General features: G+C 41.1%; 13 protein-coding genes and 1 other RNA gene. 9 read left to right on the forward strand and 5 right to left on the reverse strand.

Features of this window, described 5'->3' with window-relative positions:
- Window positions 1–35: 35 nt before the first annotated feature.
- The 4 genes from alaS to SKC38_RS06985 are packed head-to-tail and all read left to right on the forward strand — an operon-like array spanning window position 36 to window position 5,681.
- Window positions 36–2,663 carry an alanine--tRNA ligase gene (alaS, locus tag SKC38_RS06970; RefSeq protein WP_377976341.1) on the forward strand — a complete coding sequence of 876 codons (2,628 nt, stop codon included), beginning with the start codon at window positions 36–38 and terminating at the stop codon, window positions 2,661–2,663.
- A 1-nt stretch (window position 2,664) separates the two neighbouring features.
- Window positions 2,665–3,636 carry an aminodeoxychorismate synthase component I gene (locus SKC38_RS06975; protein WP_377976343.1) on the forward strand — a complete coding sequence of 324 codons (972 nt, stop codon included), beginning with the start codon at window positions 2,665–2,667 and terminating at the stop codon, window positions 3,634–3,636.
- A gap of 2 nt (window positions 3,637–3,638) precedes the next feature.
- Window positions 3,639–4,238, forward strand: a complete 600-nt coding sequence (locus tag SKC38_RS06980) for an aminotransferase class IV (RefSeq protein ID WP_377976345.1) — start codon at window positions 3,639–3,641, stop codon at window positions 4,236–4,238.
- A gap of 9 nt (window positions 4,239–4,247) precedes the next feature.
- A complete protein-coding gene (locus SKC38_RS06985; RefSeq protein WP_377976347.1) occupies window positions 4,248–5,681 on the forward strand; it encodes an ATP-dependent DNA helicase in 1,434 nt (477 codons plus the stop codon).
- On the opposite strand, the gene SKC38_RS06990 is transcribed toward SKC38_RS06985, so the two are convergent.
- A complete protein-coding gene (locus tag SKC38_RS06990) occupies window positions 5,674–6,168 on the reverse strand; it encodes a MarR family winged helix-turn-helix transcriptional regulator (RefSeq protein WP_377976349.1) in 495 nt (164 codons plus the stop codon). The genes SKC38_RS06985 and SKC38_RS06990 overlap by 8 nt on opposite strands.
- An 82-nt stretch (window positions 6,169–6,250) precedes the next feature.
- Here SKC38_RS06990 and SKC38_RS06995 point away from each other — a divergent pair, with 82 nt between their 5' ends.
- The 3 genes from SKC38_RS06995 to SKC38_RS07005 are packed head-to-tail and all read left to right on the forward strand — an operon-like array spanning window position 6,251 to window position 10,170.
- Complete coding sequence (locus SKC38_RS06995) at window positions 6,251–7,288, forward strand: HlyD family secretion protein (protein ID WP_377976351.1); 1,038 nt, start codon at window positions 6,251–6,253, stop codon at window positions 7,286–7,288.
- 4 nt (window positions 7,289–7,292) lie between these two features.
- A complete protein-coding gene (locus SKC38_RS07000) occupies window positions 7,293–8,876 on the forward strand; it encodes a DHA2 family efflux MFS transporter permease subunit (RefSeq protein WP_377976353.1) in 1,584 nt (527 codons plus the stop codon).
- Window positions 8,877–8,880: 4 nt separating this feature from the next.
- Window positions 8,881–10,170, forward strand: coding sequence for a TolC family protein (locus SKC38_RS07005; protein WP_377976355.1), 1,290 nt, complete (start codon window positions 8,881–8,883; stop codon window positions 10,168–10,170).
- Here SKC38_RS07005 and ald read toward each other — a convergent pair.
- Window positions 10,165–11,250 (reverse strand): alanine dehydrogenase, encoded by a 1,086-nt coding sequence (gene ald, locus SKC38_RS07010; RefSeq protein WP_377976357.1) that lies wholly within the window; start codon window positions 11,248–11,250, stop codon window positions 10,165–10,167. The genes SKC38_RS07005 and ald overlap by 6 nt on opposite strands.
- Window positions 11,251–11,454: 204 nt before the next feature.
- Between ald and SKC38_RS07015 the strand changes: the two genes are divergently transcribed.
- Together SKC38_RS07015 and ssrA are read left to right on the forward strand one after the other, a co-directional pair.
- Window positions 11,455–11,928: an Lrp/AsnC family transcriptional regulator gene (locus SKC38_RS07015; protein ID WP_377976359.1), complete on the forward strand. Its 474-nt coding sequence runs from the start codon at window positions 11,455–11,457 to the stop codon at window positions 11,926–11,928.
- 21 nt (window positions 11,929–11,949) lie between these two features.
- Window positions 11,950–12,319: a transfer-messenger RNA gene (gene ssrA / locus SKC38_RS07020) on the forward strand.
- Between the two features lie 32 nt (window positions 12,320–12,351).
- Here the strand turns inward: ssrA and SKC38_RS07025 are convergent.
- The 3 genes from SKC38_RS07025 to SKC38_RS07035 all read right to left on the reverse strand — a co-directional run bounded on the left by SKC38_RS07025 (window position 12,352) and on the right by SKC38_RS07035 (window position 16,162).
- Window positions 12,352–12,900 carry a hypothetical protein gene (locus tag SKC38_RS07025; RefSeq protein ID WP_377976361.1) on the reverse strand — a complete coding sequence of 183 codons (549 nt, stop codon included), beginning with the start codon at window positions 12,898–12,900 and terminating at the stop codon, window positions 12,352–12,354.
- 126 nt (window positions 12,901–13,026) lie between these two features.
- Window positions 13,027–15,048 (reverse strand): hypothetical protein, encoded by a 2,022-nt coding sequence (locus tag SKC38_RS07030; RefSeq protein ID WP_377976363.1) that lies wholly within the window; start codon window positions 15,046–15,048, stop codon window positions 13,027–13,029.
- 1 nt (window position 15,049) lies between these two features.
- Window positions 15,050–16,162, reverse strand: a complete 1,113-nt coding sequence (locus tag SKC38_RS07035) for a glycoside hydrolase family 88/105 protein (RefSeq protein WP_377976364.1) — start codon at window positions 16,160–16,162, stop codon at window positions 15,050–15,052.

Below are 16,162 nucleotides of genomic sequence, written 5' to 3' on the forward strand. Positions count from 1 at the left end.
CGAGAATTAAACCAACCCATTACCAAAATAAGCGCATGACTTCACCGGAGATCCGCCAACAATTTTTAGATTTCTTCAAATCCAAAGGTCACTTAATCGTCCCTTCTGCCCCATTAGTGGCAAAAAATGACCCCACTCTTTTGTTCAACAACTCAGGAATGGCTCAGTTTAAGGACTTTTTCTTAGGCAACGGAACTCCCCCATCGAAGCGCATAGCGGATACTCAAAAGTGTTTACGCGTTTCTGGTAAGCATAATGACCTCGAAGATGTAGGATTCGATACCTATCACCACACGATGTTTGAGATGTTGGGCAACTGGTCATTTGGCGATTATTTCAAGCAAGAGGCTTTAACATGGTCATGGGAATTATTAACTGAGGTATTTAAATTACCCAAAGACCGCATTTATGTGTCGGTATTTGAAGGTGATAAAAAAGATGGCGTTCCGTTCGATCAGGAAGCTTTTGATATTTGGAAAGCGATTGTTGGTGAAGATCGTATCATCTACGGTAACAAGAAAGATAATTTCTGGGAAATGGGTGAAACGGGTCCGTGTGGTCCTTGCTCGGAAATTCACATCGATTTACGTGATGCAGATGAAGTTGCCAAAGTGTCAGGAAAATCCTTGGTGAATGCAGACCATCCTCAGGTCGTGGAGATTTGGAACAACGTGTTTATGCAATTTGAGCGTATGGCAGATGGATCTTTGGTCCCATTGCCCAATAAACATGTGGACACCGGAATGGGCTTTGAGCGCCTTTGTATGGCGATTCAAGGAAAGCAGTCCAACTACGATACGGATGTCTTCCAAGGAACGATTCAATACCTAGCACAAAAAGCTGGTAAACAATACGGTGATGAAAAATGGGCTGATATTGCGATGCGCGTTATTGCCGACCATATTCGTGCTATTGCTTTCTGTATTGCAGATGGCCAATTGCCATCAAATGCAAAAGCAGGCTATGTGATTCGTCGTATTTTACGTCGGGCCGTTCGTTACGGTTACACCTATTTAGGCTTCAAAGAGCCATTCATGCACGAATTAGTGCCTTTGTTGGCCAAGCAATTCGCTGGCGTTTTCGATGAATTAATTGCTCAAGAAGCTTTTGTTGCTAAAGTGATTTATGAAGAAGAAGTTTCCTTCCTTCGCACCTTGTCGACAGGCTTAATTCGCCTTGACAAATTGATGGAAGATTGCAAAGGCAAAGTTCTTTCAGGTGATGATGTGTTTGAATTGAACGATACCTATGGCTTCCCGATTGACTTAACCGCCTTAATTGCGCGTGAAAAAGGGTTGGATATTGATGAGGCAGGCTTCAACAAAGCACTTCAGGCGCAGAAAGACCGTTCACGGAAAGATGCAGGAGCAAGCGCAGAAGACTGGATGATCGTTCGCGAAGGCGAGGAAGTTTCATTCGTGGGATATGATGAAACACAAACTGTAACTCAAGTATTAAAATACCAAAAAGTACAGAACAAAGGTGGCGTACAATACAAAGTTGTTCTTGAAACCACACCATTCTATGCTGAATCAGGTGGGCAAGTTGGCGATACAGGAACATTAACCTTCAAACCTTCAGGTATTACGCTTCAAGTCTTAGATACGAAAAAGGAAAATGACCTTATTGTTCATTTCGTTAGTGATGCCCGCATAGAGCAGGTAGCTGCGGATGCGGAAGTAATTGCATCGATCGAAGTAAGTCGTCGGAGAACAATCACCCAAAATCATACCGCAACACACTTATTACAAGCAGCTTTACAAGAAGTCTTAGGAAATCATGTGGCACAAAAAGGTTCATTGGTGAATGAAGCCTTATTGCGTTTCGACTTTTCGCACTTTCAAAAAGTGACCGACGAAGAAATTCAAAAAATCGAGCAAATCGTAAATGCCAAAATTGCGGAGAACATTCCATTAATGGAAGAACGTAATGTTCCTATCGCGCAAGCGAAGGAGAAAGGTGCGATGGCTTTGTTTGGAGAAAAATACGGTGATTTTGTTCGCGTAATCACCTTTGACAAGAATTATTCCGTTGAACTTTGTGGAGGGACGCACGTACCTGCAACGGGTGAAATTGGACTTTGTAAAATCATTACAGAAACTTCCGTGGCGACGGGAGTTCGTCGGATTGAGGCAATCACGTCCCAACAAGCTTATGCGCTTTTGAGCGAACAAGAAGCTATTATTTCGGAATTAAATGCCTTACTAAAGGCACCAAAGGATTTAGTGAAAGCGGTGGCTAGTTTAATTGAACAGGCAAATAGTCTACAAAAAACGGTTGCCAACTATCAAGCCAAAGAAATTGGAGGTTTGAAAACGGAATTAATGAAGCAAATCGATACAAAATCGGGTATCCCGGCACTAATCCAACAGGTATCAGTTCCTACGGCAGATGCTTTGAAGAATTTAGCATTTGATTTACAGACAGAGGCAGAATCTTTATTTTGTTTATTGGTGGCTGAAATTGAAGGCAAAGCGAGTTTAGCTTTGGCTATTTCCAAAGATTTGGTGGAAGCCAAATCGTTAAACGCAGGTACAATCGTTCGCGAATTAGCGAAGGAAGTTCAAGGCGGCGGCGGTGGTCAAGCGTTCTTAGCAACAGCCGGTGGACAAAATCCTGCAGGATTAAATAAAGTACTTGAATTAGCTCAAAACTACTTATAGGATGTATCCATCCATTCCCTATGTATCCTTGGCAGAAGTATCTGAACAATTGGATACATGGGGAATCTTAGGTATACCCTTCGTATTTTATATCAATTACGACGGCTCGCAGGCCTGGGCTGGTACGGAAGAAGAGGCCAAAGCTTTAGGAATTCATTTTTCGATTCGTCAAGAAAATCCCTTGCATGCTGGTTCATTCAATCTTTCTAAAAGTCCCATTTCGTTTGAATCATACGAATCGAAATTCAATCTTGTTCAAGCCGGATTAAAACGTGGAGACAGTTTTCTTGTCAATTTAACAGCAGAAACGCCCATTGAAACCGATGCGAGTTTAGCTCAAATCTTTCAAAACGCCAACGCATTATATAAGCTTCAAGTACAAGACGCATTTGTTGTTTTCTCCCCTGAATGTTTTGTTCAAATTCGCGACCAAAAAATATATTCTTATCCGATGAAAGGCACTTCATCTGCGACGGAACAAGGACCTGAAATGTTACAAAATGACCCGAAGGAACAAGCAGAGCATGCGACAATCGTGGATTTAATTCGAAATGACCTAAGCCAGGTTGCCTTTCCCATACATGTAGATCGTTACAAATACGTTGAAGAAATTAAGACTCACGAGGGGAATCTCTGGCAAATGTCATCAGTCATTTCAGGTGATATCATGCCCAAATTCCAGAGTAAATTAGGCCAAATTTTACAAGCACTTTTACCCGCAGGTTCTATTACTGGGGCCCCGAAGGCATCAACGATGCAAATCATCAAGGATGCGGAAGCCTATGATCGAGGATTTTACACAGGAATCATGGGTCAATTTGATGGTAAAAATCTAGATTCAGGTGTCATGATTCGATTTATCGAACAGCGAGGCCAACAAAAGATATTTAAAAGTGGAGGAGGAATTACCATCAAATCTGATCCGCGAAAAGAATACGAAGAATTAATTCAAAAAGTTTATCTCCCCTTTTAGCTATGTTCTCATTTTTAGAAACCATTTGCATTTCGAACGGACAAGCCCAGCATGTTGACTACCATCAAATGCGTGTTAATGAAACCTTTGATGCCTTTTTTCCAGAATGGGAACCATTCGATGTTCAGGAGGAAATCGAGAAAATCGAATTACCTAAGGAGGGTATTCACCGACTGCGCATCACCTATAATGAAGATCCGCAAAGCATCGAAGTATTACCTTATGTAGCCAAAATCGTTAAGACATTCGCGTTGGTGGATAGCGGCGAAATCGATTATGGATTCAAATGGGCGGAGCGTGGATTTTTCCAAAGTATTTTAGATGCGCATCCGGAAGCAGACGAAGTGATTTTCCATAAAGATGGCATTATTCAGGATTGTACATTCGCGAATTTAGCCTTCCTAAAAGAAGGTATTTGGTACACGCCAGAAGCACCAATGCATTGGGGCACAACGCGTGCGCGCTTATTGGTCGAAGACCAAGTTGAAGAAACTGATATTTTAGTCGATGAATTAGACCAATACGAACGAATTTGCCTGATTAATGTATTTCGTCCTCTATCTATCGAAAACTCGATTGCCATCGCCGATGCAATTGTGTAATTTCACATTATGAGTAGCACCAAAAGTCCCGCTTTTTTATTGCATCAAAAATTCCCCTTTGAACCGACACCTTCGCAGGCGGAATTATTCAATAAATTAAGCACCTTCATTCTAAATGAGGACGAATGGGCTCCGTTGACATTCATTATACGTGGTTATGCAGGAACGGGTAAAACAACGGTCATATCTACGCTCATCAAGATTCTAGGTAGCTTTTCGTACAAAACACAATTGTTGGCTCCCACCGGTCGGGCAGCGAAAGTCATGGCTAATTACTCTAAAAAGAAGGCTTCGACGATCCATAAGAAGATTTACCGACAAGTTAGTAGTCCGAATTCAGGAGCTTTGGTATTTCAACGAATGAATAATTATGCCACAAACACGGTTTTTATCGTGGATGAGGCCTCGATGATTACGGATGAATCGGAATTTGGCCAAAACAGTTTATTGACAGATTTAATTGAATACGTTTTCACAAATCCAGAAAATGGGCATACAGGCAATAAATTGATCTTTGTAGGTGATACGGCTCAGTTACCGCCCGTTGGAAAAAGCCTATCTCCTGCCCTCTCCAAAGATTATATATCCGGCGAATTCCACATGGATGTCATGGATCATGAATTAATTGACGTCATGCGGCAAGACATTCATTCGGGGATATTATATAATGCGACCAACTTACGTGGCTTATTAGCGCATAATTTCACAGCGATACAGTTTAATACCGCATCATTCAAAGACTTTTTTCGCATGACTGGCGAAAAGATGGAAGATGGGATGCATTATGCCTATCGTAAATTTGGCAAAGAAGATACCATCGTGTTAACGCGTTCGAATAAAAGTGCCGTTCAGTTCAACGAATTTGTCCGAAGGACAATTTTGTATCAAGAAGACGAAATATCATCTGGTGATTTACTTATGATTGTGCGCAACAATTATCACTGGTTGGACGAAGATTCGCCGGCAGGATTTTTGGCCAATGGCGATTTTGTGGAGGTGCTTAAGATCAAGAAAGAAGAGGAAATGCATGGATTCAGATTCATGAATGTTGCTTTGCGTTTATGCGATTATGAGGAACATCCAGAAATCGAGGCAAAAATACTACTCGATACCTTGCATTCAGCTGAATCAGCCCTAGGAAAAGAAGGAAACAAAAAGCTTTACGACTCCGTATGTGAGGATTATTCCCACATTACGAAGAAAAAAGAACGATTAGAAGCGATTCGTAAGGACCCGTATTTGAATGCGCTTCAGGTCAAATTTGCGTATGCCTTGACCACGCACAAATCACAAGGTGGTCAATGGAAAGCAGTATTTGTGGAACAAGGTTATTTAAAAGATGACCAAATTGATGCAGAATATATCCGTTGGCTCTATACAGCCATCACGCGTGCCACGCATGAATTGTTTCTAGTCAACTTCCACGAACGCTTCTTTAATTAAGTTTAGACGTCGCTAAGGAATCATTTTCAGAATCCAATAAACTATCCGATTCAAAATAATGCATCAAATCTCCCAAGATTGCATGGAGTTGACTTAATTTTTCATCCCCAATTATGGTTGAAATTTCTTGATCGACTTTCGTCCGACAAACATGTAAGGCTGCGATGAACGCAGCACCTTGTGATGTATTTTGAATTAAACTTGCCCGTTGATCCGTCGGATGTTTGATGCTTTGCAAAAATCCTTTTTCAATCAATTCTTGCACCAATTTACTCATGGCTTGCTTAGAAACACGCACTTTTTTAGCAATTTCAGCCGCAGTCGTCCCCTCTTCCTTTAGGTTCATCATGACCATGATATGCCCCACCTTGAAATCATTATAGCCTAATTCTTCCAAATAACGGGCGTTCAAAGCCTTTATTATACGATAAGACTTGGCAAATAGTCGGGAAAGAAAAATTTGTGAATCCTCACGCGCTTCATTCATAACACAAATTTAACTGATAAAAATTAGTCAACCAAATTGACTTTATTGAAAATTCATGTAGCTTTGCAACAAATTAGACAAGATGACTGACACTCCGAAACCAAAAAAAAACTTACCTAAAATCATTTTAGGTACAATTGTCCTTGTAGGTGCATTTTACGGCTATACGAAATATCGCCATGCGACTACACACGAAGAAACTGACAATGCACAGATTGAAACCTATTTTGTGCCTATTTTGCCCCGTGTGGCTGGATTCGTAAAAGCGGTGAATGTTCACGATTACGAGCAAGTGAAGCAAGGAACGGTATTGGTAGAGATAGATTCGGAGGAAGCTAAATTGGCTTTATCCGAAATGGAAGTAGATTTAGAACAGGCGCGCATTGATGTAACTAGTGCAAAGGCTAATTTACTAAGTCTGCAAAAAGCGATTACAGCACAGCAAGCACAAGTGAAAACGGCAGACTATTTAAAGTCAAAAGCGGAGCGTGATTTAAATCGCAATAGTGAATTAGAGAAAGCAAAAGCAATTACGCACCAACAATACATCGATTCGAAAGATCAAGCGGAGTTAGCCAACATCAAGTATTATGGTGCTATCGATGAAATCACGAGTACAAAATCCAAATTAGCGATTCAAGAATCTGCTGTGAAGCGTGCGGAGAATTTGGTCAAAAACAAAGAGGTAAAAATCGCCCAACAAAAATTAAAATTAGGTTATTACCAAGTATTAGCCCCAGTTTCAGGTAAAATTGGCAAAAAAGCTATTGAGCCAGGACAATTCATTCAAGTATCACAACCTTTGATGACGATTGTCGATAACAATACATTCTGGGTTGTAGCTAATTTCAAGGAAACACAAGTTCAGCATTTGCGTGCGGGCATGGAGGCTGATTTAACGATCGATGCGTTCCCGAAAGAGAAGATCAAAGGAAAAGTCGTATCTATCTCTGAATCTACAGGTGCAAAAACTTCTTTATTGCCTCCAGACAATGCTTCAGGAAACTTTGTAAAAGTAACCCAACGCATTCCTGTTAAAATCGAGATTACTGATTTAGCGAAATACAAAGCGATGTTACGTGCTGGGATGTCTTTGGAAGTTTCTATCCCATTGAACTAATTCTATGGAGCGCCCGAAAGGATTTGCCAAATTTATTATCGTCATAACCACCATTACGGCTGCCGTGATGGAGTTATTGGACACGACCATTGTCAATGTGGCCCTGAATCAAATATCAGGGGCATTAGGGGCAACCATCGAAGATATCGCATGGGTAATTACTAGTTATGCGATTGCGAACGTGGTGATTATTCCTATGACCGGATTCCTAGGCGAATATTTTGGTCGAAAAAATTACTACTTAGGATCCATGATTCTCTTTGGGATTGCCTCATATTTCTGTGGCATGAGCGAAGGATTGTGGGAGCTTGTATTCTGGCGATTTATTCAAGGAATCGGTGGTGGAGCCTTGTTGTCCACCTCTCAAGCAATCTTATTTGATGCGTTTGAACCCGAGGAGCGTCCCATGGCATCCGGATTTTTCGGCATGGGAATTATTTTAGGGCCCTCATTAGGTCCCGTTTTAGGTGGATATTTAGTGGACAATTTCCACTGGTCGGACATTTTCCTTGTCAATATTCCCATCTGTATCATCGCGGTCGTTTTAACGGTCGTTTACATTGATCGGAAGGAAGGCGAAGGGGCTAATCGACGAAACATGAAAATCGACTATCCTGGAATTCTATTCCTGATGGTTGCCGTAGGTGGACTACAATTCATGTTGGAAAAAGGCGAATCCGAAGGCTGGTTTGACTCCAAATTAATCAACATCTGTGCTTTTCTATTTGTCGGTGGCCTTGCGGCTTTCATTTACCGCGAGTTGAAAACGAAACACCCCGTTGTCAACTTACATATCTTCCAAAACCAAACCTTTACCATGAGCTCGATATTTACGCTCGTAGGTGGATTTGGATTATTTACGTCGGTATTCGTTTATCCGATCATGGTCCAACGAATCAATGGATTAACGCCTACAGAAACTGGTTTGTCCTTAATGGTGCCGACGTTCTTAGGGGTATTCTTATTCCCGGTGATTGGTCGAGCCCTTTCTAAAGGCGCCAAACCACTTCCCTTCATGGTTTTTGGCATATTAATCTACATTGTATTTGGATTTATTGGGGGGGAATCAACGAGTGACATGGGACGTTGGGACTTTTTCCCCATGCAGATGCTGCGTGTGATCGGGGTTTCTTGTTTGCAAATGCCCTTGATTAATCAAGCTGTTGCTGGATTAAAACCTAATGAATATGCATCAGGAATATCCTTGACGAATATGATTCGCCAACTCGGCGGAGCCTTTGGTATCGCAGTTGCCAATAATTATGCAACAACGCGAGCGGCACAGCATCGGAGTGATTTATTAGCCAATGTAACAGCAGAGAATCCATTATTCCAACAGCGTTTTCAAGGCATTAGCCAGACACTTGCTCAGAAGACAGGAGAAATTCAACGTGCGAGTGAAATGGCCTACAAGCAGATTGATTTGATGGTGACCAAGCAAGCTTATTATTTAGCCTATTTGGATACATTCCGTTTAGTATCGATCATTTTTATCTTGATATTCCCATTCGTATTCTTGATAAAAACGCCTAAGAAAGACAAAAAAGAAATTGAAAAAATATTAAAAGCCAGTGAAGAGGCTCATTAATGCTATGAAGAAAATTGCCTTATTAATTTTTGCAACATTTAGTTTACAAGCCCAAACCAATGCAGATTTATCCGCTTTGGTGAAAAAGGCTTTAGACTATGCACCTGCGTTAAAGGCGCAAAAAACACAGTTACGAATCGGTGACACGAAGACACAAATCCAACAATCCTTGGACAAACCTACGATTGCCTATGAGGCGGGGATCACACGCGTAGACCCTGTTTCCAAAGCGACCTTTGCGATGGGCGGAGCGCCGGCGGTTTTGCAGTTTCAGCCCAACATGAATTACAATACGAATTTCGTGGCCAGCCAGACGCTATATGATTGGGGAAAGAACAAAATAGCCATTGAAAAAAGCTTGTTAGAAACCCAATTAAGCAAAACACAAATAGACCAAAGCGCATTCGGTATCGCTTACCAAATCGCAACGATTTACCATCAAATTCTATTCTTGCAAAATGTATTGCGCATCCAGCAATCGGAATTGGTTCGTATTAAATCTCAATCAGCTATTGTTGAGCAGCAATTGAAATTAGGCGAGGCTTTGCAATTGGATGCCATGAGCCTTCGCATTCGCATTCAAAATCAAGAAACGAAGATTGGCGAGACAGATACGCAATTGAACAAATTGACAGATTACCTGGAAACTCAAACAGGTCAATCCGTAAAAGATCTCATTAAACCCATTCAGGGTAGCATTCAATCGACTGAGAAAATCAGTAACAATCCGATATTTGCATCATTGAATGCGGAACATGCTATTCTCCAACAAGAAATCAATTTGCAAGAAAAGGCGAGTGCACCTACCCTTTCAGGTGCGGCAAGCTTAGGTTTACGCAATGGTTATTTGCCACGTATTAATGGCGAGGTGCCCGCATTTTCAGATGATTTCAAAATCAACACGATGGTCGGTTTAAAATTAAATGTGCCCATCTATTCAGGAAAACGTGCTTCATTGCAGAAAAATATCGCCCAAATTCAACAAGAGCGTATAGCTTTACAAAAAGAGGATGTGAGTACGAAATTAGCTTACGAACAACGACAAGGGGAAGCGAATACGAAAACGATCTTAGCGAAGTTGGCAACCCAACACCAATTGATCGAGCAAGCTAAATATGCTTACCAATTAGGCGAAGCGCGCTACAAAGAAGGAACGATTAAGCAGTTGGAATTAGATCAAATTCAAAACACCTTGGAAGAAGCCCAATTGCAAGAGGAAAATTTCAAATTGCAATTGAACCTCCAACAATTGGACTTGTTAAAAACCAAGGGTGTTAAATTCTGGGAATTATAAGTTAAAAAGGGATTTTAAACCCGAATCAAATAATTGACCATTTTTCATTGTGAGGCCTTTATTCAGGGCCTCATTTTTGTTACAAGCATTTTCCCAGCCTTCATTGGCAATCAATAAGGCATATGGCAAGGTTGCTTGCGTTAAAGCTTGCGTAGAGGTTTGAGGAACGGCTCCTGGCATATTCGCTACACAATAATGTTGAATCCCATCAACCAAATAAACCGGATTTTCATGCGTAGTTGGTTGGCATGTTTCAATACAACCTCCTTGATCCACAGCTACATCCACCAAAACAGTTCCAGGCTGCATACGTGACAAATCACTTTTTTTGATGAGATGTGGAGCTTTAGCGCCATGTAATAAAACTGCACCAATCACTAAATCCACTTGTGGTAAATGCTCTTGAATGGCGAATTCCGTAGAATATTGGGTTGCAACATTCGCTGGCATGACATCGCTCAAATAACGTAAACGAGCCAAATTAGTATCCATGATCGTCACATTTGCCCCTAATCCTGCAGCCATTTTTGCAGCTTGCGTACCTACGACACCACCACCTAAAATCAACACATTTGCAGGCTTAACTCCGGGAACACCACCCAACATTTTCCCCTTGCCACCTTGCGGTTTTCCTAAAAAATAGGCTCCTACTTGAATGGCCATCCGACCTGCGACTTCCGACATGGGTGTTAATAATGGAAGGCTTCGGTCCGCTAGCTCAACTGTCTCATAGGCAATACAAATTGCTTTTGATTGGATCATTGCTTCCGTAAGTTCACGAGAGGCCGCGAAGTGGAAATAGGTAAATAAGATCTGACCAGATTTAATTAAAGGGAATTCAGCAGCAAGCGGCTCTTTTACTTTAATAATCATATCCGCTATCGCATAGATGGCAGCGGCCGTTGGTAAAATTTTTGCACCTACTTGAACGTATGCTTCGTCAGCAAATCCTGAACCTAAACCAGCTTGGGTTTCCACAAAAACAGAATGTCCAGCTTGGACTAAACTTTGTGCACCGGCAGGTGTTAAACCTACGCGAAACTCTTGAATCTTAATTTCTTTTGGGACTGCAATATTCATAGGATGTTGATTAAAAAAAGAACGGCCAACAGAAGAATCCGCTGGCCGTTACCTTTGATGAAGTATAATACGATACAAATATAGCACAAGCAACAAATATTTTGGACATTAACCAATAAATAAGAAATTAATACGGACAAAAAATAATAACACAAAAAATATTACTTTTACTTAGTAATTTATTACTGATAAACCGAAAACTTTATGGCAAAAAATCAACAACTGGATGATCTTGATATTAAAATATTAAAAATAATTCAAGAAAATAGCCAAAAAACGCTCAAAGAAATTGCTGAACAGGTAAACCTTTCTTTAAGTCCGACACACGATCGAGTAAAACGCTTAGAATCAGACGGATACATCAAAGGATACGTGGGATTATTAAATCGCAAAAAGCTTAATTTGGGTTTACTCGTTCATTGCCAGGTAACCTTAGAAAAACAAACGAGTCAGAACTTTAGTGAATTTGAAGCAGCCATTAAGGCCTTTCCTGAGGTTATTTCCTGCCATTTGGTTTCTGGGAACTTTGATTATTATTTAAATGTTCTAAGTGCTGATGTGGAAAGTTATAACCGTTTTTACCAAGAAAAATTAGCGGTTTTGCCATCAGTAGCACACATCAGTAGTTTATTTGTCATGGATGAAATTAAGTCGACGACCGCATTACCGTTAATTTAATTTGTATCTTTGCAATTCAATGGGATCGACCGGTTTTGACAGCTTAAGTAGATCGGTTGTAAGCACGTCGGGAGTTGGAGGCATTTCCTGTTAAAAAAACCTTCAAATTATAGCTGGCAATACTTCGTATGCCATGGCTGCTTAGTCTGATAGACTAACCAATTGCCATCGTTCCACCCCGGCCAAACTCTGCCGCTAGGGAATCTGGAGCGTCGACCATGCAGAGTCGATGAATGCGATTTCGCTAAGCGTTCATTAGTATCCAGCGGATAAGTGTTCAATAAGGTCTGATCTGAACCTGTTGGGCATCGAAAATTGATCAAATCTAAACGTGTAGAAAGCTTCAGGTTTCTAGGTTTGGACGAGGGTTCGAATCCCTCCGATTCCACAAAAAAAGCCCCAATGTCAGGGGCTTTTTTTAATTTAATTTCGTTTGGTCATCCAATAGCCGAGCCATATTCCGGTAAGTCCCCAACCCACAATCGCATCAATCAATTGTGCGCGCAAATCAAAAACAGGATACCAAATGTGTTCCGTGTAGGAAATATTGCTGAATGCGATAAATCCAACTACAATGCTTAAACTTAAAATCGTTTGTTTACTTGGCACCTTCAGTCGATTGATAATCCAAATCAACAAAAAGGCCAACAAAATATTCACCACTAATCCACGGAGCATATTTAAATTCATATCCGTCTCATAGGCTTGATAGTAACGAACCATCGCCCAGGGTTTACCTTGAATCGACTTTGTAAAAGACTCCATTTGATCCATAGATAATTCATCTTGCATCCGAGGTAATATATACCCACCTGGTTCCTTAATATGTGTTTTTATAGCTGCCAATACAGAATCTTGACCTGCAGAATATTTCTGATTTGGCTCGTGTAAATTAAATGCCATGTGGGACAATGCCTGCCAAACGAACAGAATCAAACCACCCACAAAAGCTCCTAGTAAATTCTTTTTCATGTGAATTAATGTTAGTTATCGGCGAAATTAGAATATAAGTTCTACTTTAACTACAAAATATCCAATTATTTGCCAAAACCCTCGACTCGAACAGGCCAGTTGGCAGGAAAGCCAACAAATTGATTATCACCCATTTGACCTCGAGCTAAGAAAGCTAAACTTGTCAACCCCCCCCCCATTTCCAGGCAAATACAAGCGAAGACGCTTATCCTGATAATTATGGCCATTCACTAAATACGTATTCTTTTCTTGTGGCGCGAGCAATAAATTAATGGCCAAGTCGGCATCCTTCAAACGAATCGCCGACATCGCCATCAAGGGATAATCCCAGCCCCAAGTACTTGGCCAATTCCAAGTTTTCAATACTTTGGCCAGAGTATTTCGCATTTTTAATGCATCTGTTGTTGGCAAGGGTTCAAGCATCCCCATAGCACCTAAAACAGCCGGATGATCCGATACAAAACGTGGATTCTGAAAACCATCACCTATTCCTGCTGCGGCTTGATAAATACCATCCTGTTCTGGCAATGCAGGAAAGTGCGCTAAAACATGATCCCAATTCTTATCTGCCTTTAATCCCAATCGTAGCCTCCAAGCTTGGGCCTTTTTCAAGCCTTGATACCAAGAAGCCAATTCCAAAGGTGCATTATACGTGCTTGCATAAGGCAATGATTCTTGCGCGGGAATAAAACCTGGTCCTAATTGATATTCCTGATTTCCCTTATTCCAAACCAACAATGCATACATGCCTTGGGCCGTTTCATTCACTAATTTGAAATACCGTTTCTGAAAAGCCAATGGTTTATCTTTTGCGATTAAATCCAACATATCAATTATATGCGGTTGCTGCCATAATAAAAATGAGCCGACCGAAGAGGGTGACTCTCCCCCATCGGGATCCGTCATCTTCTGCCAACGAACTCCCGAAAAACCCTGTCGGCGAGCTAAAGCCTTAGCCTCCTTAAAATTCTTCATATACCATGGCAAAGATTTCGCCAATAAATCAGCCTTTCCCCAATAACCAAAATGCATCACATGCCACCAAGTCATTTCCAAATGCGGTCGGCCGTACCAAGAATTATAAGTCAAACCTGTCTCTTGAGGCGGTTCCGTGTCGGTCGATTGAATCTTAGTCAAATACATGGATAAGATCATCCGACGCTCTAATTCCTTCGCGCGGGGATCTTTCACATTTCCAAAATCAATCATACCACCTGAATTCCAATAATTAACATAGGCCTTACGATTTGTTTCACGAGCCTGCGCAAAACTGACAGATGTATTTTGACCAAAGCCTACTTGTAAATCAACTTCATTTTGTGCATTTGAAACAACTTCAAAATAATGCGGTGAAATCCTAGCTGCTTTCAAACCAACATTTGATCGGATATACGTTGAATAAGTTAGTTTATCTAAGACATGCTTAAAAGCATATTGATTGGAATTTAATCTATGTATTTGACTCGCATGACCTGCCGCTTGATATTGAACACCTTCATCTAAAAATTGTTGGCTTGGAAATGGAAAATCTAGGTAAAAGCGTAATTGTCCTGAGGCCAACAAACTTGATTTCACTCGTACATGTACATCGTCGGCATTTTGAGATGAAAATGTAATGACATCCACAGGTACACCTTCCACCTCAAAATGAGACAAAATTTCACCTGTATAGGGATTCAATTGCTGTGAAATACCTTGTAAATCTTTTAATCCGAGTAGCTTTCCTGCTTTTGAAAATATGCGAAAACCGACATGACCCAAATGAACACGATGTGGATTTTGCCGAAAATATTCTGTTGCAGAATCTTTACGAGCATTTTGATGCCCCTGCAAAGCATAGGATACATTTCTGCCTGCATATAAGGCATTTCGATAGGTCTCTGATCGCTTAAAATGTGATGTATTGGGAAAAGCATGCCAGCCCCAAGTACTTTGCGTTCCTAATGGAATTCCTTTGGCATACGCTGTAGGAAAAGATTGCAAACCCGTGATATCCACCGTAAATGCAAAAGATCCATTACCAACGGATAATGACGCTAAAGTATCAGAAGAATTTAAATGAACCACATGCCGCTCCACCACTTTTCGTCGGTCGATCTTCTGCCCAAAACAAGCAAAAGAAAGGAGAATGAGTGGCAGCCATCGCATCTTATTTCGCGCGGATTAACTCAGATCCTGCCAACAGAAAACAACCTAAACCAAAATCCTCGAAATTGGGCACATGATCAAAAGTCACCGGTTGGGAATCTTTAGGCTCTTTTCCTGTCCCTTGTACATACCCTAAAAACCCACTCGGATGCACACTGGTTGACATTCCTTTCCAAGCTTTATCAATGACTGCTTGATATTTTTGAGCCGGAAGTATCCCCTTTCTAACGCCCCATGCCATTCCATAAACAAACAAAGAAGTCCCTGTTAATTCAGGACCACCGAAATCCGTTGGATCCTTTAAACTCACATTCCAAAACCCATCTTGACGTTGCAAAGCAGGCAAAGCTTGCGAAAGTGCGATAAAATCAGCTAAATATTCCGCCCGATGTGGATCATTTTGTGGCAATAAATCCAGGGTTCGTACCAATGCCGCATAGACCCAAGCACTTCCTCTGGACCAATAACAATTAGCCCCATTGGGTTCCTTATAAGGCGGAACAAAGTCTTTATCGCGCCACCACAATTTCTCCGCAGGATTATATAAACCCTTGCCGCCATGTTTGTATTTGGTGTAGGCATACAAATCATACATCTTTTGGAAGTAGCGCGGATCATTGTAAATCACCCCTAATCTTGTGTAAACAGGCATACTCATTTGTAAACAATCAATCCATGACCAATCGTCTGCTTTTGTCGTTGCCACCATGTTATCAATATTCTCTTTGATCGGCTTGATACGAGCTGAATCGCGTTGCATCAAGAACAAGTCCATATACACTTGGCCACAGGCTTGATCATCCGCATTACGCGTTTTAGCACCATTGCGTAAACTCCACTGATGAAAATTCCCCCAGTCGACCATGTATTTCAAGTCGGAAGCTTTAGGATCCAATTTATATAGTTCCATCAATCCTTCATAATACACCGCGCGCGTCCAAATATTGGATGGTCGGGTCTTATCGGGACTCACGATGGGCTGTCCCACATCCGGCCATTTTTGTTGGAAATAACGATTCGCCAAATGCATCTTTTGCAAGACCTCCTTTTTACTCGGTTTGGCAAACACCATGCCTAGAGGCAATAAAATCAATATAAAAAGTTTTTTGTACAT

Source organism: Aquirufa echingensis, from assembly GCF_042714525.1.
Classification (GTDB): Bacteria; Bacteroidota; Bacteroidia; order Cytophagales; family Spirosomataceae; genus Aquirufa; species Aquirufa echingensis.